Source organism: Enterobacter sp. BIDMC 27, from assembly GCF_000534415.1.
Taxonomy (GTDB): domain Bacteria; phylum Pseudomonadota; class Gammaproteobacteria; order Enterobacterales; family Enterobacteriaceae; genus Enterobacter; species Enterobacter hormaechei_C.
In genome coordinates this window covers 380,294-406,536 of sequence record NZ_KI973178.1, presented here as the reverse complement: position 1 = coordinate 406,536, position 26,243 = coordinate 380,294, and the positions used below count along the sequence as shown (strand labels likewise).

Here is a 26,243-nt window from a genome sequence, read left to right as displayed (position 1 = left end):
TTGAGGTGGGGGCCAGAGTTTTGCTTTGATGAGACAATAGATTTTTCATGAACAAGGGATGAGAAATGGAAAACCGTGAGACGTTATCCCCTTCAACGCGCGTAGCCGTCGTGCTGGCGGGGGCTTTACAGGGCGTAATTTGCTATGTAATCACGTGGTATATCGAGTACGCAAAATTGCCATCGGATACGCTGTGGCTGATGTGTGTAGTACCTGCCACCGTGGTAATGACAACCACGTTGTCGCTTGCCATGACGTCATTCAGAAAGCCATTTTTGTGGCTGTCACTCGGGATGATTGGCGCGGCAGTCGCGGGGATGGGCGGCTGGCTTAAGTGGAGCGTTGCGGGGCTGGACAACTGGGATACCAGAAATGCGGTGCTCCTTTTCGGTTTTCATCTGCTCCTGATGACGCTTCTCCTGTTGCCATGGCTTCAGCGACGCCTTGAGACCGCACCGACGGACGCTTTCTACCGCGATTTCAACGATAAAAACTGGCATAACGCGCTGACATTTCTTCTTGTTTTTGTCTCGAATGGGCTGTTCTGGCTGGTGCTTTTCCTCTGGGCTGAGCTTTTTAAACTCATTGGCATCTCTTTTTTTGATCGGCTTTTCTTTAATTCTGACTGGTTTATTTCAGTGGCGATTGGCGTGGTTTCAGCCAGCGCGGCAGTACTTGCGCGTATGCAGGTTCGGCTGATTCTGGCATTGCAAAATCTCCTTACGCTTATCGCGACAGGTTTGCTTCCACTGATGGCTGCGCTGGCGCTGCTCTTTATAGGCATATTGCCCTTCGTTGGCTTAGAGGCTGTTTCAGCACGGATCTCGGCTGCGGGCTTACTGACGACGCTGGCGCTGTTGCTGTTATTGCTGGTGACTGTCGTATGGCACCCACAACGTCAAAAGCTGCCTTACTTCTCTCCCCTGCGAGGAATGATTCATCTTGCCGTGATTATCGCTCCTGCGTATCCCGTCCTGGCGGGCTGGGCGCTCTGGCTGCGCATCGCACAGTATGGCTGGTCACCGGAGCGTCTGTACGGTGTGCTGATTACGATAGTGGCGCTGGTCTGGACGGTAGGATTCTGTCTTAGCGTACTTTTTTACCGTCGGGATCCACAAAGGCTCCAGGCTCATATCACTCCGGCTACCGGATTACTGGCGCTGATCTTCCTGGTGTTGGTCTATACACCGGTGCTTGATCCCTGGCGTATCAGCGTTGAAAGCCATATGGCGCGTTATCAGGATGGCAGAATAAACGCAGACCAGGTAAGCCTGTATATGCTCAGCAATACCGGACGAAAGGGGCGAGAGGCGATGCAAATGCTGCAAAATGATCCACAGTTTATCTCAAACCCAAAACGCCAGCGTGAAATAAATGGTCTTCTCTCCGGGAACGCTGGCGGAGCAGGTAAGATGACCGCCGCGATGCTGGAAAAACAGATCCAGCTCGCACCGGGAATGGCCCGTCCTGATAAGGCATTGTGGCGAGCCATGCTCAGCAATCAGTATCGCTTTGAGAGCTGCGATAGCGCCCAGAGAAACTGTTTACTCATGCCGCTGGATCTTAACAGCGACGGCAAGCCGGAAGCCGTGCTATTTCAATTTACCGATCGCAGGATCGTGGCTTACACACAAACCAACACGGGCTGGAGGATCGCCGGGGACGCGTGGAAAATGCCGGAGGCGTTGACCAGAGAAGAACTTGACCGCGCATTAAGGCAGAGGAAAGTGAAATCTGTCGTGAAGCCCTGGGCGGATATTGAGATTTTTGGGGAGCGTGTCGATATGAGCTACGACAGTTACAATAATGCGCAGTGGCGTTAGTGCTTTTTCTTGCCGGGTGGCGCTACGCTTACCCGGCCTACAATTAGCAATCATATCAAAAAATTGCACAATTCATTGTAGGCCCGTGCAAGCATAGCGCCGCCGGGCAACAGGCTCAGAGCTTAGTGAACCTGCGGGTCCGCCGGAGAGGCGTTATTGCGGATCTCCGCGATATCCATGGAATTGAACACGTAGTGCGTACCGCAGTAATCACAGTGCATATCGATCTCACCGTCTTCCGCCATGATGCTGTCGATCTCTTCATCCGGCAGCGTTTTCAGGGCGCCAGCACAACGCTCGCGAGAGCAGGTGCACTTAAATTCCACATCCTGCGGATCGTAAACCGTCACTTCTTCTTCGTGGTACAGACGCCACAGCACGTCGGTCGCCGACAGGGTGAACAGCTCTTCCGCTTTGATGGTTTCCGTCAGCGTTGCCAGATGCTCGAAATCATTGGTCTGCGCATCCTGCGCAGGCAGAACCTGAAGCAGCATACCACCGGCAGCAGGCTGACCATCCACTTCACCGGTGCGGATGAACAGGCGGGTTGGCAGCTGTTCGGAACGCATGAAGTAATCTTCCAGGCAGGCGGCCAGCGTGTCGCCTTCCAGACCGACAACGCCCTGATAGCGCTCACCCTCTTCAGGCGAGATCGTGATAACCAGATAGCCATTTCCGACCAGCGTTTTCAGATCCGCATTTTCAGGGATATCGCCCTGAACGCGCGCCACGCCGCGCATCTGCTGCTGGTTATTGCCGTTGATCACCGCCAGCAACATCGGGCCATCACCCTGCAACTGAACGGTAATATCGCCAGCGAACTTCAGCGTGGCGGTCAGCAGGCTGGTGGCAACCAGCAGTTCGCCCAACAGGGTTTTCACCGGCAGCGGGTAGTTGTGGTTTTCCAGAATCTGTTTCCAGGTTTCGGATACGGTGACCAGCTCGCCGCGCACGGCGAATTGTTCAAACAGATAGCGGTGTAATTGGTCGTGTTGGGCCATTTTCATCTCTCGTGCAGGTGAGGGTTACTCGCTCTCACCGTGTTTAAATTTCATCAGATCGCGGCGCTCTTTTTTATCCGGTCGCCGGTCCGGGTGAGGCATGGTCAGCGCATTCATCTTGCGCGCCAGCGCGGTTTTCTCGCGCTTCTCTATGCTTTCGGCCGTCTCTTCATACAGCAAAACGGCTTCGGTTGCGGGCCGCCGCTGCTCGGTAATGGCTTTCACCACCACCGTTTTCTCATCGTTGCCCTGGCGAAGCGTTAGCGTGGCATTCAGTTCAACCAGTTTGCTCGGTTTGCTGCGCTGACCGTTGTAATGCACCTTTCCGCCATCAACCATTTCACGGGCAAGGGCGCGCGTTTTGTAAAAACGGGCGGCCCACAGCCATTTATCCAGTCTTACCCCATCAGAGGGTTTTTCTTTCATGGCGTCTCCTTCACAGTGAGTGAGGGGATCATCCGGCGATAGTCGTTCAGCCCCGGATGTCGCAGATAGCTTTTTTCAGCCAGGCCGGAATCCGGATTAGTCACGCCCAGACAATAGCGAATGCCAAAAGCGGCCGCAGAATCCAGAATCGGCTCGCTGTCGTCAATAAACAGCGTGCGTTCCGGCTGTAAACCGGTCTCTTCCACCACGGCATGCCACAACCGCTGATCCTCTTTCGGATAACCAAATGTGTGGGTGGAAAGCAATAAATCAAGGTGTGAAGCAAGACCGGTATGTTCCAGCTTCACGGCCAGGTTATGGGGATGCGCATTCGTCAGCAAAATGCGGCGCTTACCGCAGGCTTTCAGCGCATCCAGGAACGGGACCGTATCGTCGCGCAGTACAGCGCGTGCGCCCTGGGCGGTGGTCATGGCACAAATATCCAAACCGAGTCGCTCGCTCCAGTAGTCAAGACAGTACCAGTTTAGCGTATGCTGCACCGCGCTATATTGCGAACGAATGAATTCCTGCGCTTCCGCCGGGGAGATCCCCTGCTGTTCACCGTATGTTTCCGGGACCAGCTTTTGCCAGAAATAGTTATCAAAGGCGAGATCAAGCAGCGTGCCGTCCATATCAAGCAGGACGGTATCGACCGCCTGCCAGTCGATATTAAGATGCATAAGGGGGAACTCCAGCCAGAAGAAACGTGCGCGACAGGGTAGCACAACTTGTCGCGCAGGGACGTTATCCGATCAGGCTCTCGGAAGAGGAGATCAGTTTCGGGTTCAGGCAATTTTCGTAGTAGGCCTGGATTTCTGCCAGCCGCGTGCGGGAACGCTGATAGCGGCGTACGGCCTGATAACCGTTCCAGACAATGCACGCCAGCATTGCAATCAGCAGCAGGGATGTCCCTATATAGCGCCACAGGCCAGCGCTATCCGGCATACGGTGCAGGCCAATATGACGCGTGCCGTTGGCGTCGGTAAAGAGGGTGGTGACGATCCCTTCCGCGCTGAATGGCGTCTGCATCAGCATCTGCGCCAGACGCTGGAATTCGCTCCACTGCTCCTGGGCAGGATAGTCATAGAGCGAAACCTGCGGATAAGGTTGATCCACCAGGTCGCTGCCTTCATCGCTGGCAATCACAAAACCGCCGGGCGCCGGGCTGTTAAGCGCCTGGGCAGCACGGGTGGTTTCACGCATCACGAAGGGGGCGGTAGAGGTCGCCACCAGGTTATCCAGCGACTCGGCGCTGACCGGACGCAGAAGCACGTTCACACCGTCCAGGCGTCCCGCTTCGGCGCGTTTCACCAGCGCGTCCCAGTCTTTGCTGTTGCCGAGGTTGACCAGCGCGTTCTTGAGCCGGATACAGTCATCCTGGGCGGAACAGAGATCCTCTGTTTTCAGGACGATTTCGCCAAAGTCATCCAGCAGTACCATGCCCGACTTCTGAATAGCCGAACGCAGGGCAGGGCTGACGCGAGAATCATCATCCGGTTTTGGATGGAGCTGGCGATTAATCGTCTGGGTGAGCGCAGTGGCCTTGTTGACCACATCCGATTCCGGCAGCGGCAGCGGAGAGGCGTCATTCCAGATGATCTGAGAGCAGTCGAACGGCGCGAACGGCGAGTTCTGGCGCGTGTTCCAGGCGCCCGGCGTGTGGATATTACACATCCCGGTGCCTTTGAGGCGCAACGTATCTCCCACGCGTACACCCGCTTCTTCGAGCTGCTGTACGCTGGTGGCTTCCACAGTTTGCGCCCCTTTGATCCACGACAGGGTAAATTTAATCGGCATATCCAGCGGCACGAAGAGCAGCAGCATGACGAAGATTAACGCGGCACCACCGGCAATCACCGCGCTGCGGAGCCAGTGCTGAAGCGGGAAGTTTTTCACTTCGTCGTGCAGGGATAAGTAGCGCCCCTGGCGTACAACGTGGCGGTCGAGATAGATATCAATATCCGTTTTGTGGCCAAGGTCCTGCGCTATCCACGGCTGCCAGTGGCGCGGATAGATAAGATCGATGATCCCGAGCGAGATATTGTTGATATGTTCCTGATCGTTCTCACCGAACAGTCCCCAGCGTTTTGGGGTTCCGCGCAGGCAGTGAATTTCGCGTAATGACGTTTTTGCCGGCGGAGCAAATATGCCCCACAGCCCGGCGGCCAGAAGCAGTACTGCGCCACCCGCGAGCCACGGAACAAACACGTCCGGCGTCAGCAGGCAGATGAAAAAGAGCAGGAACGAGGCGACAATCAACACCGCTTCGCGAATGCCATCCGGGCGGCTCAGGACGTACTCTTCATGCGTCTCCTGGCGGATGTTCAGCAGTTCGATCTGCTCAGTCTCTTCACCGCGAATAGAGGCCTGCGTTCCGCTTGCGCGTTCCAGCGCAAAGCGTGGCGCTTCCTGAACATATTCGCTCAGAGTATGACCATTGAGGGAGATAACCAGCGGCAGCGTATCGGTATGGATGAGCTCGACGCTGTTTTCGTCGTTAATATACTGCTCCCAGAAGGGAGGCAGGTGCACTTCAACAGAGTCGAGATAGTAACGCCACTTGTTGGGATCGTCGGTTGTAATGCCGTAGCGGGTAATGGAGCGCGTTACGCACAGAACGGTGTCACTTTGGGCGTTCAGGTTGAGCGATACGGGGGCGGCGCTGGCGCCGGTAGGGCCAGGCGAAAGCCGGGATCGGTTCAGCGTGTCGAGATACTGCTCAACGGTGCTGCGTTCCTCTGGCGAAAGCTTGCGCGTGTTTGCCCCGGCAAACGCGTTCAAAAAGGGCAGCCGATAACGGCGATGTACGCGGCGCCTGAATACCCACACCGCAATCGACGCGCAGGCCAGCACAGCAGCGAGAAAAATCAAAATGGTGCTCATGCTTTCCCCATCTTACTTATCTTCTTACAGGTGTTGTCAGTCGCACCTTTTGTACAATGAATGAGATTCTGTGGTCGGCTATCGGCAAGTATGGAGTCTAACTTGAGCATGTTGACGCGCATCCCAGTGACCGGTAATGATAACAAAGCCTGTTCCGGCGCGATATCAGCAAATTCCTGGAAACATTTCAACCTCTTGACATTTGTTTTGAAATGAGAATCGCCTACAGTTACGTTGCATAAATGTAAATAAAGAGCAATTGACATTGCCGAAACCGTGCGGCGTATCGCACAATAAAGCCAGTTCACCCAGCAAAGACCCGTCAAGATGACCAAACCCTTACAAAAGCCCACCATTCTGAATGTTGAAACCGTCGCGAAATCGCGTCTGTTTAATGTCGAAAGCGTGGATCTGGAGTTCAGCAACGGTGTGCGTCGTGTTTATGAGCGTATGCGCCCCTCCTCGCGTGAAGCGGTGATGATTGTGCCCATCGTCGACGAGCACCTGATCCTCATTCGTGAATACGCCGTGGGCACAGAATCCTACGAGCTGGGTTTCTCCAAAGGACTGATCGACCCGGGCGAAACGGTGTTTGAAGCGGCAAACCGGGAGCTGAAAGAAGAGGTCGGTTTTGGCGCGAAAGAGCTGACGTTCCTGAAAAAGCTGAGCATGGCACCGTCCTATTTCTCCAGCAAAATGAACATCGTTGTCGCGGAAGATCTCTATCCTGAATCGCTGGAAGGAGACGAGCCGGAACCGCTGCCGCAGGTTCGCTGGCCGCTGGCTCATCTGATGGATTTGCTGGAAGATCCTGACTTTAACGAGGCGCGCAACGTGAGCGCACTGTTCCTGGTGCGGGAATGGCTGAAGGGGCAGGGGCGTTTGTAGCGCCACCATTAAAAACGGCAACCGAAGGTTGCCGTTTTGCATTGACGTTGTAGGCCGGGTCAGGCGTAGTCGCCACCCGGCTTTTTTGTTGGCGTCAGAACAGCTCGTGCGTCTCGCCGTTATCAATGATCTCTGTACCCACCTCATGCACTGCCTGCGTGGTTGGCTGCGTACCCTCAATGAAATACTCGGCACGGCTGTTACCGCCATTCGCGAGCTGTCCGGTACTGCGGTCGATATTCACCGTCACCACGCCCGGTGGAGGCGTTAGCGGCTGCTCTGGTACGCCCTCGAGAACGGCCTTCATGTATGCATCCCAGGCAGGTTGCGCACTCTTCGCGCCGCCTTCGTATCCGGAAATCTGATCTTTAATCGCGCCAGAGGCGGTGGTGCGCCCCAGATCGCGGCGGTGATCGTCAAAACCAATCCAGACGGAGGTGACAACCCCCGGGCCATAACCTGAGAACCAGGCATCTTTTGAACTGTTGGTTGTCCCGGTTTTGCCGCCGATGTCGTGGCGCTGCAAATCGCGGCCCGCTCGCCAGCCGGTGCCTTGCCAGCCCGGTTCGCCAAAGATGTTGGTGTTCAGTGCGCTCTTAATCAGGAACGACAGCGGCGTGCTGATCACGTGCGGGGCATACTCCTGCGCGCCACTCTGGGCGACCAGCGCCTGATTGGCCTGTTCCAGCTGAGGCTGCGGCACCGCCAGATTCTGACGTTCCTGAGAGATCGCCACATCTTCCATATCCTTGTTTTCCAGGACATTGGATTTTGGCGTGTCGCCGTAAATCACCGGAATATCGCATTCAGGGCAGGCAATTTTCGGTTTCGCTTCAAACAGTACGCCGCCCTGATCGTTCTCGATTTTGCTGATGAAATACGGATCGACCAGGAAGCCGCCGTTCGCCATCACCGAGTAGCCACGCGCAACCTGGAGCGGCGTAAAGGACGCGGAGCCGAGCGCCAGAGATTCAGTATGAACGATGTTTTGCGCCGGGAAGCCAAAGCGTTGCAGATACTCTGCCGCATAATCCACGCCCATCGCACGCATCGCGCGAACCATGACCACGTTCTTCGACTGGCCAAGGCCCTGGCGCAGGCGGATAGGGCCAGCGTATTGCGCCGGAGAGTTCTTCGGCTGCCAGTCAGAGCCCGCACCGGCATCCCAGCGGGAAATTGGCACGTCGTTGAGAATGCTGGCGAGAGTCAGCCCCTTATCCATCGCCGCGGTATACAGGAACGGTTTGATGTTCGAACCAACCTGACGCAGCGCCTGGGTCGCGCGGTTAAATTTGCTCTGGTTGAAATCGAACCCGCCAACCAGCGCCATCACGGCGCCGTTCTGCGGATTGATGGAGACCAGCGCAGAGTTTACGTCCGGCACCTGCGCCAGCCACCAGGCATCGCCGACCTGACGCACCCAGATTTGTTGTCCGGTTTGTACGACATCGGTCACTTTACGTGGCGTAGGCCCCTGAAGGGTGTCAGAACGGTATGGACGCGCCCAGCGGACACCCTCCATGCGCAGCGAAACGGATGTGCCATCGGCCATCATCGCCACTGCTTCCTGTGGATCGGCCTGGGTGACGACCGCCGGACGCAGCGGGCCATAGGTCGGCAGCGCTTTCAGGGAATCCGTGATTTTTTTACTGTCCCATGCGCCTTCACCCACTTTCCACAGCACGTTGGACGGGCCGCGATAGCCGTGACGCATATCGTAATCCATCACGTTATTACGCACCGCCTGCTGGGCAGCCTGCTGCACCTTGCGGGTCACGGTGGTATAGACGCGATAACCATCTTCATACGCTTTATCACCGTAGCGACTCACCATCTCCTGGCGAACCATTTCAGTGAGATACGGTGCAGAGAAAGCAATTTCCGGCGCATGGTAATTGGCGTCAATAACGTCGCTGCGCGCCTTATCGTACTCAGACTGGCTGATATAGCCTTCGCTCAACATACGCGACAGCACCACGTTACGGCGCGCGGTGGCGCGGTCCAGCGAGTAGAGCGGGTTAAACGTGGATGGCGCTTTTGGCAGGCCGGCAATGGTCGCCATTTCGCTCAGCGTGAGCTGATCGATCGGCTTACCAAAATAGACCTGAGCCGCAGCCCCTACGCCATAGGCGCGGTAGCCCAGATAGATCTTGTTGAGGTAAAGCTCAAGGATCTCGTCTTTGCTCAGCAGTTGCTCAATGCGGATCGCGAGGAACACCTCTTTGATCTTACGCATCAGCGTCTTTTCCGGGCTGAGGAAGAAGTTACGCGCCAGCTGCTGGGTAATGGTACTTGCCCCCTGAGAGGCATGACCGGAGAACAGCGCCACGCTTGCCGCACGGAAAATACCGACCGGATCGACACCGTGGTGCTCGTAAAAACGGCTGTCCTCGGTGGCGATAAAAGCCTTCACCATCACGGGTGGAATTTGATTTAAGGTCAGAGGGATACGACGTTTCTCGCCGTATTGCGCCATCAGTTCACCATCGGCGCTATAGACCTGCATAGGGATCTGAAGCCGCACATCACGAAGCGTGGCGACATCAGGGAGTTGCGGCTCGACATATTTGTACAAACCAATAATCGAGCCTGCTCCCAGCAGAATGCAACAGACTGCAAGGATCAATAAATACTTTACGAACTTCACCGGAGATTTCCCATTTGGTTTAGCCTGGGCAGTTTCTAAACAATCGCGCGGTAGTATAAAGGCAAGCCTGATTCATTGATATAGCCGTCACTCCGACGGGCGATAAGGAGATCGTGAAGCATGGCTTTTAAAACGTGGCAAACAGGCGTTCATATTCAACAGGATAAGGTGGTTGCGGTAGCGCTGACCAGAGAGCGGGCCGGATGGCGTTTACGGCGCTGGTGGGCGGTGCCGCTGTCGGACGGCGTTATCGGGGAAGGCAAAATACTTAAGCCAGAACAGCTGGTTAACGCATTACGTGGCTGGCGGAAAACATTGCCGCACTCGCATCGGGTATTTCTCTCATTTCCGGCGACGCGCGTTCTGCAACGCGCGTTGCCCCGTCCATCCGTTACCTTGCGTGACAGCGAACAGCTCACCTGGGTAGGCGCCGCATTAGCGCGTGAGCTGGAGATGCCCGCCGATACGCTCTGCTTTGACTACGCGCATGATACGTTCAGCAACACTTTTCAGGTTACCGCAGCGCAAAACAGAGAGGTCGATACCCTGTTGACGCTGGCGAACGCGCTGCGTTTGCGTCTGGCAGCAATCGCCCCGGATGCCGGCGCGCTGGCTAATCTTCTCTCTGCTGTTGCCCCCGCCCGGTGCGTCGCCTGGAGAGATCAACACCAGTGGCTATGGGCGATGCGTCACCAGTGGGGGCGGCGCTACACCACAGAAGCGGCGACGGTGAATGAACTGGCGGCGCTGCTTGCGCTTTCTCCTTCTGATATCGCCGTGTTTGATGCTGCCCGCGATCCCTGGGAAGCGGTGACGCTGTGCCAGCCGCCGCTGCCGGAATGCGGTGCTGATTACACCGTCGCCCTGGCGCTGGCCATGAGCGAGGCGCCGTAATGAGCATGCCCAATCTTTTACCCTGGCGTCGGCAGCAACGTAATCAGCGCCTGCGTTTCTGGGGGCTGCTGTTTGCTGGCTCATGGCTGGTGATGCTGGCGGGGAGTATCAGCCTGCGGGCGACGCAGACTCTCGCATTGCAGGCGTTGCAGAGCGAACTGGCGGGGACACGTGCGGTACAGAAAGTATTGAGAGCCCGTCAGCCGCAGTCAGCGGGGCAGAAAACCCCTTCGCTGCCGTTTGATCCGGCCTGGCAACCTGCGCTGGAGTCCCTTGCCAGCGCAATGCCCCGGCAGGCGTGGCTAACGGCGCTGCGTTATCAGCCACCCTCGCTGACCCTGACCGGCTATACCACCTCACTGCCAGCGCTCACCGCCATGACCGATGCCCTGAAAAGGGTGACGGGATTTAACCCCGGACCGGCAGGCGAAATGCAACAGGATAGCCAGGGGCGATGGATGTTCTCTTTTCAACTGCATAGCCGGAGGTAGCCCGTGGGTATCTGGTATCAACGCTGGACTGATGCACGTCCTTCCCGGCGCGTCCTTTGCTGGTTGATCGCATCGGGGCTTGTTGCGTGGGCAATTTGGGGACTGCTGCTCAGGCCCGCAGCTCTGCGTTACGCCGATATTCAGGCGCAGGCCATCAGTGCGAAGCGAATCAACGCCTCGCTGTGGCCAGAGGCCGGACGGCGAGCAGTGGTTACGCAAGTGACGCCCTCGCAGCCCTTTTCTCCCCTGGCTTTTCAGCGTGAGGGCGCAAGGCTGGTGTACTGGAAGCCGCAGCAGAGTGGGGGAGAGCTGGCGCTGGATGCCTCCTGGGGCGCGGTCCCGGCGCTCTTTTCCCGGCTGGCGCTTGAGAACGCGCGGGTGAGCGCGTTTTCCATCACCCCACAGGGCAAACAGTTACGCCTCAGCCTGCAACTGGAGATCGGTCATGCGCAGTAAAGCCCGTTTGCTGATCCTGCTTTCTCCGCTTTTCCTGACCGGGATGCGGGATCCCTTCTCTGTGCCGGAAGAGCGTTGCGCAGCCGGGCAGCTCAGCCAGTGGCGGTATCAGGGGATAGTCAGCGGCAGCAGGGATATCGGCCTTATGCAGGACGGGCAGAAGCGTTGGTACCGGGTAAAAACGCAGGTGCGGTTACCGACAGGCTGGCGGGTGAGCGCGATAGATAAACAACAACTGACCGTTGATGTCGGCGACATGTGCGAGCCGAAGCGATGGACATGGCAACGAGAAGGAACGAAAAAAAGTGAAGATAAGGATAGGGCTGTTACTGGCGGCACTCAGCCAGCCCCTGTGGGCCGCGACGCCAAAACCGGTCACCCTGCTGGTGGATGATGTCCCGGTGGTGCAGATATTACAGGCGCTGGTGGCGCAGGAGGATCGCAATCTGGTGGTGTCGCCGGATGTCAGCGGTTCGCTTTCGCTGAATTTAACGCGGGTGCCCTGGAGACAGGCGCTTCAGACGGTCGTGAACAGCGCCGGGCTGGTATTGCGGGAAGAGGGCGGCATTTTTTATGTGCATACGGCGGCCTGGCAACGGGAGCAACAGACGCGTAAAGAGCAGGAGCGGGCCCAGCGTCTGCTTGACGCCCCGCTGCACTCTCACAGCATTCCGTTTGCTTATGCGGATGCAGCCGAATTGCAAAAAGCGGCAGAAAAGCTCTTAAGCCCGAAAGGCAGTCTCTCCGTCGACAAGCGCACCAACCGTTTCCTGGTCAGGGATAACCAGACGGTGGTGGATATGCTCCAGCGCTGGGCTGTGCAGATGGATCTGCCCGTCGAGCAGGTGGAACTGGCGGCGCAGATTGTGACCATCAGTGAAAAAAGCCTGCGTGAACTGGGGGTGAAATGGAACCTCGCTGACGCAACGGAGGCCGGTAAGGTGGGTCAGGTCACGACGCTGGGGGCGGACCTGTCGGTGGCCAGTGCAACCACCCACGCAGGGTTTAACATCGGGCGCATCAACGGCAGGATGCTGGATCTTGAGTTGTCGGCGCTTGAGCAAAAGCAGCAGGTGGATATCATCGCCAGCCCGCGGCTGCTGGCATCGCACATGCAGCCGGCCAGCATCAAGCAGGGCAGCGAAATTCCGTATCAGGTTTCCAGCGGCGAGAGCGGGGCGACGTCCGTTGAATTTAAAGAGGCGGTATTAGGCATGGAGGTCACGCCGGTGGTCCTGCCGGGCGGTCGCGTGCGCCTGAAACTGCATATCAGTGAAAATATGCCCGGCCAGGTGCTGCAACAGGCAGACGGCGAAACGCTGGCGATCGATAAGCAGGAGATCGAAACGCAGGTAGAGGTAAAAAGTGGGGAAACGCTCGCGCTGGGCGGGATCTTTTCGCAAAAGAATAAAACCGGACGCGACAGCGTGCCCGTGCTGGGCAACATTCCGTGGCTGGGTCAGCTGTTCCGCCATGACGGAAAAGATAACGAACGGCGCGAGTTAGTGGTGTTTATCACGCCACGTCTGGTCAGTATTCATTAATGGGTAACGATCCCCGCAATGATTTTGCATTCAGTTTGTTGCAGATGTTTGACGTGGGGCATGAATTAGCATACAAGGAGTACCGATTTGAGTTGGACTTACGTCTTATTTCCTTATGCGCCGGGAACGGTGATTTAATCAGTTGCCAAACAAGCCGGAGTATTGAGATAATTTTTCGTCTGACTCTCGCTCTATTGCAAATGAGGTTTCAGTTCATGTCCTGCTACGCCGGGTGTCTGCGCAGCGGGGATTACCATTAACGAATAGTCTTAGTAGTACCGAAAAAATGGCAGAGAAACGCAATATCTTTCTGGTTGGGCCTATGGGTGCCGGCAAAAGCACTATTGGGCGTCAGTTAGCTCAACAACTCAATATGGAATTTTACGATTCTGATCAAGAGATTGAGAAACGAACCGGAGCGGATGTGGGCTGGGTCTTCGACGTAGAAGGCGAAGAAGGTTTCCGTGACCGAGAAGAAAAAGTGATCAACGAACTCACGGAAAAACAGGGCATTGTGCTGGCAACTGGCGGCGGCTCTGTAAAATCTCGCGAAACCCGCAACCGTCTCTCCGCCCGTGGCGTAGTGGTCTATCTTGAGACGACCATCGAAAAACAGCTGGCACGCACGCAGCGTGATAAAAAGCGCCCGTTGTTGCAGGTTGAAACACCGCCACGTGAAGTTCTGGAAGCTTTGGCCGATGAACGCAATCCTCTGTACGAAGAGATTGCTGATGTGACCATTCGTACTGACGATCAAAGCGCTAAAGTGGTTGCAAACCAGATTATTCATATGCTGGAAAGCAACTGATTCTGGCTTTATATACACTCGCCTGCGGGTAAAAGCATTTAAGGTGGATGTCGCGTCATGGAGAGGATTACAGTTACTCTCGGGGAACGTAGTTACCCTATCACCATCGCGGCTGGTTTGTTTAACGACCCAGCTTCCTTCTTACCACTGAAAGCGGGTGATCAGGCGATGCTGGTCACCAACGAGACGCTGGCTCCGCTTTATCTCGACCGTGTACGTCACCTGCTTGAGCAGGCGGGCGTGAAGGTCGACAGTGTGATTCTGCCCGATGGCGAGCAGTACAAAAGCCTGACGGTACTGGATACCGTCTTTACCGCACTTCTGCAAAAACCGCACGGTCGTGATACAACACTGCTTGCCCTGGGCGGCGGCGTTGTGGGCGATCTGACCGGTTTTGCAGCCGCCAGCTATCAGCGCGGCGTGCGCTTTATTCAAATTCCAACCACGTTGCTCTCACAGGTCGATTCTTCTGTGGGCGGTAAAACGGCGGTAAACCATCCGCTCGGCAAAAACATGATTGGCGCGTTCTACCAGCCTGCCTCGGTGGTGGTGGATCTCGACTGTCTGAAAACCTTGCCAGCGCGCGAACTGGCGTCCGGCCTTGCAGAAGTGATCAAATACGGCATTATTCTTGACGGGGAATTCTTCACCTGGCTGGAAGAGAATATGGATGCGCTGCTGCGCCTCGACGGGCAGGCAATGGCCTACTGTATTCGCCGTTGTTGTGAGCTGAAAGCAGAAGTCGTTGCCGCAGATGAGCGTGAAACCGGCTTACGTGCTTTACTGAATCTGGGGCATACGTTTGGTCATGCGATCGAAGCCGAAATGGGCTACGGTAACTGGCTTCACGGTGAAGCTGTCGCTGCCGGAATGGTTATGGCGGCGCGAGCCTCTGAACGTCTGGGGCAGTTCAGGCCGGAAGAGACAGCACGTATCATCGCGTTGCTTAAACGTGCTGGCTTGCCGGTGAGTGGTCCGCAGGAAATGTCTGCGCAGGCGTACCTTCCCCACATGATGCGCGATAAAAAAGTATTGGCAGGTGAGATGCGTCTGGTACTCCCGCTTGCAATAGGGAAAAGTGAAGTGCGCGGCGGAGTGCCGCACGAAGTCGTACTTGGCGCTATTGCTGATTGTCAGCAGGCGTAACAACTAGAAAGGTCAGACCGCTGTAACAGGTGGTCGTTTTAGCTTCAGGTAAATGCAGAGTCGTTGGCAGAAGCCTTTGAGTGGGGTGTTAAATGGATGAATTCAAACCAGAAGACGAGCTGAAACCCGATCCCAGCGATCGTCGTACTGGTCGTTCTCGTCAATCTTCAGAACGTGATAACGAGCCGCAGATCAATTTTGACGATGTCGAACTGGATGCAGACGATCGTCGCCCTTCGCGTAGCCGTAACGCGCGAAATGAGCGAGAAGACGAGGAGTATGAATCCGAAGAAGAGTTAATGGATGAACAGCCTGTTGAACGTCGTCCGCGCAAACGTAAAAAAGCGGTAGCGGCAAAACCGGCCTCCCGTCAGTACATTATGATGGGCCTTGGCGTTCTGGTGCTGGTCTTGCTGATTGTCGGCATTGGGTCCGCGCTAAAAGCACCTTCTACCAATTCTACCGAGCAGACGGCGTCTGCCGAGAAGAGCATTGACCTGTCTGGTAACGATGCGAGCAACCAGGCGAATGGCGCTCAGCCTGCGCCGGGCACCACTTCCGCAGAGCAGACCGCAGGTAACACCAGCGCTGGCCAGGATATCTCTCTGCCGCCTGTCTCTGCGACCCCGACTCAGGGCCAGGCGCCTGCGACGCCTGAAGGTCAGCAGCGTGTTGAAGTTCAGGGCGATCTGAACAATGCGCTGATGCAGCCGCAGAATCAGGAGCAGGTTAACGCTGCCGTGGTGAACTCCACGCTGCCAACTGAACCAGCCACCGTTGCGCCAGTTCATGGCAGCAATGCCCAGCAGCAAACGGCGACAACGGAAACCAAACCGCGCCAGACGCAGACTGCGCCACGCCAGGAGCGTAAGCAGGCTGTGATTGAGCCGAAGCGTGAGACGAAACCGCAAACCGTGGCAAAAGCGCCAGAAACGAAAGCGCCAGCGCAGACCAAACCTGCTGTGAGCCAGCCGGTTAAAGCGCCAACGCCTGCGGCAACCACTGCACCGAAAGCAACGGCGACCACAACCGCGCCTGCTGCAACAACACCTTCTGCAACAACACCTGCGGCTCCCGCAGCCAAAACGGGCGCTGCATCAGGTAAAACGACGGGCAACGTGGGTTCTTTGCAGTCGGCCTCTTCCAGCAACTACACCCTTCAGCTGAGCAGTTCGTCTAACTATGACAACCTCAACGCCTGGGCGAAGAAATCGAATCTGAAAAACTACGTGGTTTATCAGACGACCCGTAACGGTCAACCGTGGTATGTGCTGGTGAGTGGTATTTATGCTTCCAAAGATGAAGCAAAACGTGCCGTTTCCACGCTGCCAGCCGACGTGCAGGCGAAAAACCCGTGGGCGAAGCCGATTCATCAGGTGCAGGCCGATCTGAAGTAATGTTTAAAGCGCAGGATGCTGTCGGAGCTTTCTCCACAGCCGGAGAAGGTGTAATCAGTTAGTCAGCATGAAAAAAAATCGCGCTTTTCTGAAATGGGCAGGGGGGAAATACCCCCTGCTCGACGATATTAAAAAGCACCTGCCGAAAGGCGAGTGTCTTATCGAGCCCTTCGTGGGTGCTGGATCGGTGTTCCTGAATACCGATTTTTCTCGTTATATCCTGGCGGATATCAACAGCGACCTTATCAGCCTCTATAACATCGTCAAACTGCGTACCGATGAGTATGTGGAAGAGGCGCGGAAGCTGTTTACGCCAGAGAACAACAACCCGGACGTCTACTATCAGTTCCGCGCTGAGTTTAATCAAAGCCAGGATCCGTTCCGTCGCGCGCTGTTGTTTCTTTATCTCAACCGCCATGGTTACAACGGTCTGTGCCGGTATAATCTGCGTGGCGAGTTTAACGTGCCGTTTGGCCGCTATAAGCGTCCCTACTTCCCACAGGACGAGCTGTATCACTTTGCTGAAAAAGCGCAGAATGCCGAGTTCTACTGTCTCTCCTATGAAGAGTGCATGGATCTGGCGGGCGTAAACTCGGTGGTCTACTGCGACCCGCCTTACGCGCCACTGTCTGCCACGGCAAATTTCACCGCCTACCACACCAATAGCTTCAGCCCGGCCGAGCAGGCTCGTCTGGCTGAGATGGCGGAAAAGCTGGTCAGCAAAAGAATTCCGGTGTTAATTTCGAATCACGACACGCCTGATACGCGCGAATGGTACAAAGCCGCGAAGCATTTTCAGGTAAAAGTGCGGCGTAGCATTAGCAGCAACGGCGGCACACGTAAAAAGGTGGACGAACTTCTGGCGCTTTATCGACCCTGAGCCTTTGCCCGCCGGTAAACACATTTCAAGGAGATGCGGATGAAACAGTTTTTGATTGCCCCCTCAATTCTGTCGGCCGATTTTGCCCGCCTGGGTGAAGACACTGCCAAAGCTCTCGCGGCTGGCGCGGATGTCGTCCATTTCGACGTTATGGATAACCACTACGTTCCCAACCTGACCATCGGTCCGATGGTGCTTAAAGCACTGCGTAACTACGGGATCACCGCGCCCATTGACGTGCATCTGATGGTGAAACCGGTTGACCGCATCGTGCCTGATTTCGCCGCGGCGGGTGCCAGCATCATCACTTTCCACCCGGAAGCCTCCGAACACGTTGACCGCACGCTACAGCTGATCAAAGAGAACGGCTGTAAGGCGGGACTGGTCTTTAACCCGGCGACCCCGCTGAGCTATCTCGACTACGTGATGGACAAGCTGGACGTGATCCTGCTGATGTCCGTCAACCCGGGCTTTGGTGGTCAGTCATTTATCCCTCAGACCCTCGACAAACTGCGTGAAGTGCGCCGCCGTATCGATGAGTCTGGCTATGATATTCGTCTGGAAGTGGACGGCGGCGTGAAGGTCAATAACATCGGTGAGATTGCGGCGGCAGGGGCGGATATGTTCGTCGCAGGCTCCGCCATCTTCGATCAACCGGATTACAAAAAAGTCATTGATGAAATGCGCCGTGAACTGGCGAAGGTAAGTCATGGATAAATTGCAGGCTATTCGGGGTGTAGCATTTGACCTCGACGGCACGCTGGTCGACAGCGCGCCAGGATTAACCCGCGCCGTCGATCAGGCGCTGTATGCCCTTGAACTCCCCGTTGCAGGCGAAGAGCGCGTGGTGACGTGGATTGGTAACGGTGCAGACGTGCTGATGGAGCGCGCGCTGACCTGGGCTCGTCAGGAGCGTGCCTCTCAGCGTTCCGCGCAAGGTAAACCGAGTGTTGACCACGCGGATATTCCCCAGGATGAGCAGCAGCGTATTCTGCGCAAACTGTTCGACCGTTTCTACGAAGAGACCGTCGAAGAGGGTAGCTTCCTGTTCCCGGATGTCGCTGAAACGCTGAGCGCGCTACATGCCAAAGGCATCCCGCTGGGACTGGTGACTAACAAGCCGACACCGTTCGTTGCGCCTCTGCTGGAAGCGCTGGATATCGCGAAATACTTCTCCGTAATTGTGGGCGGCGATGACGTGCAGAATAAAAAGCCGCATCCGGAACCGCTATTGCTGGTGGCAGGAAAATTATCCTTAGCGCCTGCGGAGCTGCTCTTTGTCGGGGATTCCCGCAATGATATTCTGGCTGCCAGAGCGGCAGGTTGCCCGTCGGTTGGGTTGACCTACGGCTACAACTACGGTGAAGCCATTACGCTGAGTGAGCCGGACGTTGTGTTCGACCACTTCAAAGATTTGTTGCCCGCACTCGGGCTCTCGCACAGTGAACATCAGGAATTGAATAATGACTAAGCCCATCGTTTTTAGTGGCGCACAGCCTTCAGGTGAACTGACCATTGGTAACTACATGGGTGCGTTACGTCAGTGGGTGAGCATGCAGGATGACTACCACTGCATTTACTGCATCGTGGATTTGCATGCTATCACCGCGCGTCAGGATCCCGAGAAGCTGCGCAAAGCAACACTTGATACGCTGGCGCTGTACCTGGCGTGCGGTATCGATCCAGAGAAGAGCACCATTTTCGTTCAGTCTCACGTGCCAGAGCACGCGCAGCTGGGCTGGGCGCTGAACTGCTACACCTATTTCGGCGAGCTGAGCCGCATGACCCAGTTCAAGGATAAGTCTGCCCGCTACTCTGAAAACATCAACGCCGGTCTGTTTGACTATCCGGTGCTGATGGCGGCCGACATTCTGCTGTACCAGACCAACCAGGTGCCGGTGGGTGAAGACCAGAAGCAGCACCTGGAGCTGAGCCGCGATATTGCCCAGCGCTTCAATGCGCTTTACGGTGACGTGTTCAAAGTGCCTGAGCCGTTTATTCCGAAATCCGGTGCGCGCGTGATGTCGCTGCTGGAGCCGACCAAAAAGATGTCCAAGTCTGACGATAACCGCAACAACGTTATCGGCCTGCTGGAAGATCCGAAATCGGTGGTGAAAAAGCTCAAGCGTGCGGTGACCGACTCCGACGAGCCGCCAGTGGTGCGCTACGACGTGCAGAACAAAGCGGGCGTGTCAAACCTGCTGGACATTCTCTCCGGTGTGACCGGACAGAGCATTCCTGAGCTGGAAAAGCACTTTGAAGGCAAGATGTACGGCCACCTGAAAGGCGAAGTGGCAGACGCCGTTTCCGGCATGCTGACCGAGTTGCAGGAGCGCTATCACCGTTACCGTAACGACGAAGCTTTCCTGCAAAAAGTGATGAAAGAGGGCGCGGAAAAAGCCAGCGCGCGCGCCTCCGAAACCCTGAAAGCGGTGTACGACGCGATTGGGTTTGTGGCGAAACCTTAAGCCGCTTTGCCGGGTGGCGCTAACGCTTACCCGGCCTACGGGACTTTGCAGGTCGGGTAAGGCGGAGCCACCACCCGACAAAACTGACGAAACAAAAAAACCGGGACATCCCCGGTTTTTTTACGCCTGAAAAACGCTTACTGCTGTGCCGCCGGGCCGCAACCGCCGATGATCTTCGAAATGGAGATCGCCGGGTGAAGCAGGTAATCGTAGCTGCAATTATTTTTAGTATTTTGAACGTGACCGGTGCAGGCCGTCAGAGTTGATAACAGGCCGACCAGTACGGCAGCTTTTGCCAGTTTGAACATACGCATTCCTTGTCAAAAAATCGAAAATTGGATGTAACACGAGGGAATAAATGGAAAAGTTCCATTATGCGGGCGGTATGTTATCGACTGAGGTAAGAAGGGAGTAGTCCGCTTAAAGACTACTCCCGGGAGAGATTATGCGTTAGTGGCTGGAGAACCAGTTCAGTTTTTCGCGCAGGGCTACCACGCGACCCACCACGATCAGCGCCGGGCTTTCAACCTGCTGCGCCAGCTCGCCCAGCTGCGTCAGCACGCCATCGACCACGCGCTGCGTAATGGCGGTGCCGTTTTCCACCAGTGCGACCGGCATATCTGCTTCCATGCCGTGCTCCAGCAGTTTCGCCTGAATCGTGGCTGCCTGATTTAGCCCCATATAGAACACCAGCGTCTGCTTTTCAGCGGCCAGATTATGCCAGTCCAGTTCGCTGCCGGTTTTCAGGTGGCCCGTCACCAGGCGCACGCTCTGGGCATAGTCGCGATGGGTTAACGGAATGCCGGAATAGGCAGAACAGCCGGACGCCGCCGTAATGCCCGGCACCACGGAGAACGGAATACCCGCGTTGCACAGGGTTTCCAGCTCCTCGCCGCCGCGACCAAAGATAAACGGATCGCCCCCTTTCAGGCGCACCACGCGCTTACCTTTTTGCGCTTCCCGCAGCAGGATCTGGTTGATCTCCTCCTGCGGTACGCAGTGATAACCTGCCCGTTTGCCGACGAACACGCGGTCAGCATCCCGGCGCACCAGATTCATGATGTCATCAGAGACCAGACGGTCATACACCACGATGTCCGCCTGCTGGATCTGCTGGAGACCCTTCAGCGTCAGCAGGCCCGCATCGCCGGGGCCAGCGCCCACCAGCACCACTTCACCGCGATGATCCAGCGGTTCAGAGAGGAGTTGCTCGGTCGTCTCTTCAACGGCTTTGGTGTCCTGATTGGCCAGCGACTGCGCCAGCCTGTCGTTGACAAAGAACTTCTCCCAGAAGCGACGGCGTTCGCCCACGGTTGCGAAGGTTTGCTTCACGCGGGAACGCAACTGCCCGGCGTAATGGGCTATCTGACCAAGATGCTGCGGCAGCACGGCTTCCAGTTTTTCCCGCAGCAGACGGGCAAGAACGGGCGAGCGCCCGCCGGACGACACCGCAATCATCAGCGGTGAACGGTCAATAATCGACGGCATGATAAAGCTCGCCTCTTTCGGCGCATCCACCACGTTACAGAAGATGCGGCGCGCTTCGCAGGCGTCGCTGACGCGCTGGTTAACGTCATCGTTATCCGTTGCGGCGATGGTCAGCCAGCAGGTATCCAGCAGGGATTCATCAAATTCGCCCTGCACCTGGGTGAGCATCCCTTCTTGCGCCCAGACGTCAAACTGTGGGGCAAAAGTGAGGGCGTTGACGGTCAGCCGGGCACCCGCCTCTAACAGCAGGCGTGCCTTGCGTTCAGCCACATCGCCGCCGCCCACGAGCAGGCAGTCGCGGTTGCGTAATTGACAAAAAATCGGCAGGTGATCCACGACGTTACCTCACAGCATTCATGGCGGGGGAAGAATTGACGTCAGGATAACAGCAGGAATCGTACAGAACATACGGTTTTTCCTGCCGTTACCCATAAGGGGTCATAAGCCTTTCCTATTGAAAAGGCGAGAGGTTACGCTTTCAGCTGCACCTCGCCGTCCTTCACGCGGACGTCGTAGTGTTTGACCGAGAAGCTTTCATCTTCCATGCAGAGTCCGTCGGTTAAGCGGAAGCGCTGCTTTTTCAGCGGGCTGGCAACCCACAGCTCGCCCTGGTGCTCCGCAATCAGACCGCGGGAGAGCACGCTGGCCTCGAAGAACGGGTCGATATTGCTGATGGCATAGACCTGTTCATCGTGGCGAGGGCGGAAAATCGCCACCTGCTCGTTGCCCAGCAGGGCACAGACGCCGGTTGCTGGCAGAATGTCGTTAATGTTGCAGATGTTTACCCACTGGCTCATGCGTTTTCCTCCACCAGCATCACCGGAATACGTTCATACGGGGTCGCTGGACGGTGCTGTTCGCGCTCCGGCACCACCTGCACGTTCGGGTCGCGCTGGGTGCTGTTGATAAAGTGTTTGAAGCGCGTCTGCGCCGCTGGCGTGTTCACGGTTTCGGTCCACTCGCAGATCACCGCCTCGCGCAGGCGAGTCATCTCGGATTCCAGCTGTTCATTCAGACCCAGCTTGTCGTCGATAATGACCGACTTCAGGTAGTCGATGCCGCCTTCGAGATTATCCAGCCAGGACGCGGTACGGGTCAGCTTATCGGCGGTACGAATGTAGAACATCATGAAGCGGTCGAGGTATTTGATCAGCGTATCGCGATCGAGATCGGCGGCCAGCAGATCCGCGTGGCGAGGTTTCATCCCGCCGTTACCGCACACGTACAGGTTCCAGCCTTTCTCGGTGGCGATGATACCCACGTCTTTCCCCTGGGCTTCCGCACATTCACGGGTACATCCTGACACGCCGAACTTCATTTTGTGCGGCGTACGGATGCCTTTGTAGCGATTTTCCAGCTCTACGCCGAAGCCCACGCTGTCGCCCACGCCGTAGCGGCACCAGGTGCTGCCGACGCAGGTTTTCGCCATGCGCAGCGCCTTGGCGTACGCGTGACCGGTTTCAAAGCCCGCTTCAATCAGCTGACGCCAGATTTCCGGCAGGTCATCTTTCTGCGCACCGAACAGGCCGATACGCTGGGAGCCGGTGATTTTGGTGTACAGGTTAAACTCACGGGCGATACGGCCCACGGCGACCAGCCCTTCCGGGGTAATCTCCCCTCCGGCAGAACGCGGGATCACCGAGTAAGTCCCGTCTTTCTGAATATTGGCCAGGAAGTTATCGTTGGTGTCCTGAAGCGGAGTGTGTTCTGGTTTGAGCACATATTCGTTCCAGCAGGACGCCAGCAGGGAACCGACGGTAGGCTTACATACTTCACAGCCATAGCCCTGGCCGTGTTTCTCCAGCAGTTCGTCGAAGGACTTAATGCCTTCCACGCGGATTAAGTGATACAGCTCCTGGCGAGAGTAAGCGAAGTGCTCGCACAGGTTGTTGTTCACTTCAATGCCCTGTTTTGCCAGCTCGGCGTTCAGCACCTGAGTGACCAGAGGAATACAGCCGCCGCAGCCGGTCCCGGCTTTGGTTTCCGCCTTCAGCGCCGCAACGGTGTGGCAGCCTTTGTTAATGGCGGAGATCAGCATGCCTTTGGTCACGTCGAAGCAGGAGCAAATCTGCGCGCTGTCCGGCAGTTTATCCACGCCGATGGACGGCTTACCGCTGGAGGCGTGCGCCGGGAGGATTAGCGCGTCCGGGTTCTCCGGCAGCTCAATGGCGTTCAGCACCAGCTGGAGCAGGTTACCGAAGTCGCTGGTATCACCCACCAGCACCGCCCCGAGCAGGGTTTTGTTGTCCGGGCTGACGATGAGACGTTTGTAGACTTCTTTGCTTTCGTCCAGATAAACATAGCTGCGGGAGTTCGGGGTGCGGCCATGCGCATCACCAATACCGCCCACGTCCACGCCCAGCAGTTTCAGCTTGGCGCTCATGTCTGCGCCGGTGAAGGCGTTTTCGCTGCCGAGGATATGGTCAACGGCGACCTGCGCCATTTTGTACCCTGGTGCAACCAGACCGTATACGCGGTTATTCCAGCTGGCGCATTCGCCGATGGCGTAGATATCCGGATCGGAGGTCTGGCAGGTATCGTTGATCATGATCCCGCCGCGCTGCGCAACGGCCAGACCGCACTGGGTGGCCAGCTTGTCGCGCGGGCGAATACCGGTGGAGAAGACGATGAAATCCACTTCCAGCTCGCTGCCGTCGGCAAAGCGCATGGTTTTACGCGCTTCGGTGCCTTCCTGCACGATCTCTTTGGTGTTCTTGCTGGTGTGAACCTTCACGCCCATGCTTTCGATTTTACGGCGTAGCTGGTCGCCACCCATATGGTCCAGCTGTTCCGCCATCAGCATCGGGGCAAATTCGATGACGTGGGTTTCAACGCCGAGGTTTTTCAGTGCGCCTGCCGCTTCCAGACCCAGCAGACCACCGCCGACAACCGCGCCGCGTTTGCTTCGACGTGCGCAGGATTCAATGGCGTTGAGGTCTTCAATGGTACGGTAAACGAAGCAATCCTGGGTTTCCGACCCTTTAATAGGCGGGATCCACGGATACGAGCCCGTCGCCATGATCAGCTTATCGTAAAAAACCGTACGTCCGGCGCTGGAGTGGATCACTTTCTCCTGACGGTTGATGGTGATAGCGCGTTCGCCCACCAGCACTTTTACGCCATGCTTCTCGTAGAACCCTTCACGCACCAGAGAGAGCTCTTCGGCGGTATGGTGAGAGAAGTAGGAAGACAAGTGCACACGGTCGTACGCCTTGCGGGGTTCTTCACAGAACACGGTAATATCGAACTGCTCAGCATCGGCTTTATCGAGAAGATCCTCAATAAAGCGGTGGCCGACCATGCCGTTACCGATGATAGCGAGTCTGACTTTGCTCATTTTTGCCTCGATTTCTTTTCTATTACTGCCTACCTTAACGATTCAGCAGGGGCACTTATTGATGCAAATCAAATACGCCTTCACCTACCCCTTAGTGGGTATATCTATGATTTGTCAGGATTTTTATAAGTGACGGATATTGTTTGATTTTTGTGCTTGCTTATTTTTTGCACAAATATAGTGGGGTTTTTTACCCATCGGCGGGCAGGGCGGGTGAGCAGGGGAAAACCCCTTTGCAGTACGCAAAGGGGTTATGGCGATTAGTGGGTAGCTGTTGCCGGGTTGTGTTGACGGTGACGGGTCACAAAGCCCAGCACGAAGCACATGATGAACACCACGGCGTACAGACCGTTAGCGGTATGCAGCGCCGCCAGCGGGCCGCTGTGCGCAACAATCGGGCCCGTGACCACGAAGGTCAGCATGGTGCCGATGGTGCCGCAGGTCAGCACGGAGTTCACCAGCTTTGGCGAGGCCACTTTGGTCTGAAGAGAGCCAAGGGTGATGATCGAGGTGTAAATCGCACTGGAGAAGAAGCCCAGGGTCAGGATGAACCACGGCATATGCTCCGGGGAACCGTTGATGAACAGATACATCAGCACGGTCGCCAGACCCGCCAGAACGGTCAGGATCCGTTGCAGGTCGAAGAAGCGCAGGATAAAGCTAAACGCCCACATGCCGAACATGTAAGACATCCAGAAATCGCTCACCAGTTTACCCGCGTCGTTCAGGCTCATGCCCAGACCTTTCGCGTATTCAGGAACCCAGGAGATAAAGCCCAGCTGACCGAGGATGTAACACAGCGCGGCGATGGAGAGGAACAGTACGCCGATACCCCATTTTTCTTTCGCAACCGGCTCGGACGTAGTCTGCGCTTTTTTGCCCAGCACCGGGAACTCGCAGCCGAAGGTGAGAACAAAGATCGCGACATAAACCAGACCAATGCAGGCGTACACCCAGTACCACTCAATGCTGCGCGCCAGAAGATACGCGGCGACCATCGGGAAAATCATCCCGGCCATGCTGAAGAAGGAGTCGGTGAACAGCAGACGCGCGCCGCGCTGGCGGCCTTCATACATGTGCGTAATCAGGAATGTACCGATCGACATGGTGATCCCGCTCACCAGGCCCAGCACGAACATGGCGGCAGAGAAGAGGGCGATGCTGTGGCTCAGCATCAGGCCCGCCACGGCGGCAACCATCAGCACGAAGCCGAAACGCAGCTGCGTTTTCAGCGGCACGATTTCCATCAGCCAGGCATTAAGGAAAATAGAGATCAGGATCCCCGCGTTCAGGAAGGTGAAGGTGTTACTCATGCTGGAAACGGGCAGCTGGAAGTAGTCTGCGATATTTCCCATCACCATCCCGGTGACGATCACCAACGCGCCGGTCAGGGCGTAAGAGAAGAAGCTGATCCATGTGAGCTTGATGCGATTGCTGTTAGTCATGTCTGGCCTGTTAAAAGTAAAGAAAAACGCAATGACTGCGTTTGAGCGGGCAGATTTTAGTCGCGAAAGTGATCTAATTAAATCTTTTCAGAAAATTTTGAGCACAATTGCAGGTTTTAACGTGATGCAGATCACATTACGTTGTGGGGTGAACAATCGTTTGCGCGGTAATAATTGTTTCAATTTGGTAAAATTAGGTAAAAGACTGGTCTGGGTTCATA

General features: G+C 56.2%; 24 protein-coding genes. 14 read left to right on the top strand and 10 right to left on the bottom strand.

Going from position 1 to position 26,243, the window contains the following annotated elements:
* The first annotated feature begins 65 nt into the window (after positions 1-65).
* Positions 66-1,823 carry a DUF4153 domain-containing protein gene (locus L463_RS20405; protein WP_032104280.1) on the top strand — a complete coding sequence of 586 codons (1,758 nt, stop codon included), beginning with the start codon at positions 66-68 and terminating at the stop codon, positions 1,821-1,823.
* 122 nt (positions 1,824-1,945) lie between these two features.
* Here L463_RS20405 and hslO read toward each other — a convergent pair whose 3' ends face one another.
* From hslO to L463_RS20425, 4 genes are all read right to left on the bottom strand, one after another.
* Positions 1,946-2,824: an Hsp33 family molecular chaperone HslO gene (gene hslO / locus L463_RS20410; RefSeq protein WP_032104287.1), complete on the bottom strand. Its 879-nt coding sequence runs from the start codon at positions 2,822-2,824 to the stop codon at positions 1,946-1,948.
* 24 nt (positions 2,825-2,848) lie between these two features.
* Positions 2,849-3,250 (bottom strand): ribosome-associated heat shock protein Hsp15, encoded by a 402-nt coding sequence (gene hslR, locus L463_RS20415; protein ID WP_003861618.1) that lies wholly within the window; start codon positions 3,248-3,250, stop codon positions 2,849-2,851.
* Positions 3,247-3,930, bottom strand: coding sequence for a GMP/IMP nucleotidase (gene yrfG, locus L463_RS20420; protein WP_000550486.1), 684 nt, complete (start codon positions 3,928-3,930; stop codon positions 3,247-3,249). The genes hslR and yrfG overlap by 4 nt, the downstream gene beginning before the upstream one ends.
* A 64-nt stretch (positions 3,931-3,994) precedes the next feature.
* Positions 3,995-6,133: an intracellular growth attenuator family protein gene (locus L463_RS20425; RefSeq protein WP_017384151.1), complete on the bottom strand. Its 2,139-nt coding sequence runs from the start codon at positions 6,131-6,133 to the stop codon at positions 3,995-3,997.
* Between the two features lie 327 nt (positions 6,134-6,460).
* Between L463_RS20425 and nudE the strand changes: the two genes are divergently transcribed.
* Positions 6,461-7,021, top strand: a complete 561-nt coding sequence (gene nudE / locus L463_RS20430; RefSeq protein ID WP_003861622.1) for an ADP compounds hydrolase NudE — start codon at positions 6,461-6,463, stop codon at positions 7,019-7,021.
* A gap of 94 nt (positions 7,022-7,115) precedes the next feature.
* On the opposite strand, the gene mrcA is transcribed toward nudE, so the two are convergent.
* A complete protein-coding gene (gene mrcA, locus L463_RS20435) occupies positions 7,116-9,668 on the bottom strand; it encodes a peptidoglycan glycosyltransferase/peptidoglycan DD-transpeptidase MrcA (RefSeq protein WP_017384152.1) in 2,553 nt (850 codons plus the stop codon).
* 120 nt (positions 9,669-9,788) lie between these two features.
* On the opposite strand from mrcA, the gene pilM reads away from it, so the two are divergent.
* The 12 genes from pilM to trpS all read left to right on the top strand — a co-directional run bounded on the left by pilM (position 9,789) and on the right by trpS (position 19,752).
* Positions 9,789-10,562, top strand: coding sequence for a type IV pilus biogenesis protein PilM (gene pilM, locus L463_RS20440; protein ID WP_017693865.1), 774 nt, complete (start codon positions 9,789-9,791; stop codon positions 10,560-10,562).
* Positions 10,562-11,053 carry a PilN domain-containing protein gene (locus L463_RS20445; RefSeq protein WP_017384154.1) on the top strand — a complete coding sequence of 164 codons (492 nt, stop codon included), beginning with the start codon at positions 10,562-10,564 and terminating at the stop codon, positions 11,051-11,053. The genes pilM and L463_RS20445 overlap by 1 nt, the downstream gene beginning before the upstream one ends.
* Positions 11,054-11,056: 3 nt before the next feature.
* Complete coding sequence (locus L463_RS20450) at positions 11,057-11,509, top strand: HofO family protein (RefSeq protein WP_032104284.1); 453 nt, start codon at positions 11,057-11,059, stop codon at positions 11,507-11,509.
* On the top strand, positions 11,499-11,903 hold the full coding sequence (locus tag L463_RS0122495; RefSeq protein ID WP_015571434.1) for a HofP DNA utilization family protein: 405 nt from the start codon (positions 11,499-11,501) through the stop codon (positions 11,901-11,903). Before L463_RS20450 ends, L463_RS0122495 begins: the two co-directional genes overlap by 11 nt.
* A complete protein-coding gene (hofQ, locus tag L463_RS20455; RefSeq protein ID WP_032104286.1) occupies positions 11,815-13,053 on the top strand; it encodes a DNA uptake porin HofQ in 1,239 nt (412 codons plus the stop codon). The genes L463_RS0122495 and hofQ overlap by 89 nt, the downstream gene beginning before the upstream one ends.
* 286 nt (positions 13,054-13,339) lie before the next feature.
* Complete coding sequence (aroK, locus tag L463_RS20465; protein ID WP_003861630.1) at positions 13,340-13,861, top strand: shikimate kinase AroK; 522 nt, start codon at positions 13,340-13,342, stop codon at positions 13,859-13,861.
* Between the two features lie 57 nt (positions 13,862-13,918).
* Positions 13,919-15,007, top strand: a complete 1,089-nt coding sequence (aroB, locus tag L463_RS20470; RefSeq protein ID WP_003861631.1) for a 3-dehydroquinate synthase — start codon at positions 13,919-13,921, stop codon at positions 15,005-15,007.
* A 92-nt stretch (positions 15,008-15,099) separates the two neighbouring features.
* Positions 15,100-16,404 carry a cell division protein DamX gene (gene damX, locus L463_RS20475; RefSeq protein WP_017693869.1) on the top strand — a complete coding sequence of 435 codons (1,305 nt, stop codon included), beginning with the start codon at positions 15,100-15,102 and terminating at the stop codon, positions 16,402-16,404.
* A gap of 67 nt (positions 16,405-16,471) precedes the next feature.
* Positions 16,472-17,284 (top strand): adenine-specific DNA-methyltransferase, encoded by an 813-nt coding sequence (gene dam, locus L463_RS20480; RefSeq protein ID WP_015571432.1) that lies wholly within the window; start codon positions 16,472-16,474, stop codon positions 17,282-17,284.
* Between the two features lie 39 nt (positions 17,285-17,323).
* On the top strand, positions 17,324-18,001 hold the full coding sequence (gene rpe, locus L463_RS20485; RefSeq protein WP_003861634.1) for a ribulose-phosphate 3-epimerase: 678 nt from the start codon (positions 17,324-17,326) through the stop codon (positions 17,999-18,001).
* Positions 17,994-18,755, top strand: coding sequence for a phosphoglycolate phosphatase (gph, locus tag L463_RS20490; protein ID WP_017384158.1), 762 nt, complete (start codon positions 17,994-17,996; stop codon positions 18,753-18,755). Before rpe ends, gph begins: the two co-directional genes overlap by 8 nt.
* A complete protein-coding gene (trpS, locus tag L463_RS20495; RefSeq protein ID WP_015571430.1) occupies positions 18,748-19,752 on the top strand; it encodes a tryptophan--tRNA ligase in 1,005 nt (334 codons plus the stop codon). Before gph ends, trpS begins: the two co-directional genes overlap by 8 nt.
* 137 nt (positions 19,753-19,889) lie before the next feature.
* Here the strand turns inward: trpS and L463_RS20500 are convergent, their stop codons facing one another.
* From L463_RS20500 to tsgA, 5 genes are all read right to left on the bottom strand, one after another.
* A complete protein-coding gene (locus tag L463_RS20500) occupies positions 19,890-20,060 on the bottom strand; it encodes a YhfL family protein (RefSeq protein WP_008503029.1) in 171 nt (56 codons plus the stop codon).
* Positions 20,061-20,202: 142 nt separating this feature from the next.
* Positions 20,203-21,576: a siroheme synthase CysG gene (gene cysG / locus L463_RS20505; RefSeq protein WP_023298772.1), complete on the bottom strand. Its 1,374-nt coding sequence runs from the start codon at positions 21,574-21,576 to the stop codon at positions 20,203-20,205.
* 134 nt (positions 21,577-21,710) lie between these two features.
* The gene (nirD, locus tag L463_RS20510) at positions 21,711-22,037 is read right to left on the bottom strand and encodes a nitrite reductase small subunit NirD (RefSeq protein ID WP_015571429.1); all 327 of its coding nucleotides are present in this window, start codon (positions 22,035-22,037) and stop codon (positions 21,711-21,713) included.
* Positions 22,034-24,577 (bottom strand): nitrite reductase large subunit NirB, encoded by a 2,544-nt coding sequence (gene nirB, locus L463_RS20515; protein WP_032104008.1) that lies wholly within the window; start codon positions 24,575-24,577, stop codon positions 22,034-22,036. Before nirB ends, nirD begins: the two co-directional genes overlap by 4 nt.
* Before the next feature lie 260 nt (positions 24,578-24,837).
* Positions 24,838-26,022: an MFS transporter TsgA gene (tsgA, locus tag L463_RS20520; RefSeq protein WP_032104006.1), complete on the bottom strand. Its 1,185-nt coding sequence runs from the start codon at positions 26,020-26,022 to the stop codon at positions 24,838-24,840.
* Between the last annotated feature and the right edge of the window lie 221 nt (positions 26,023-26,243).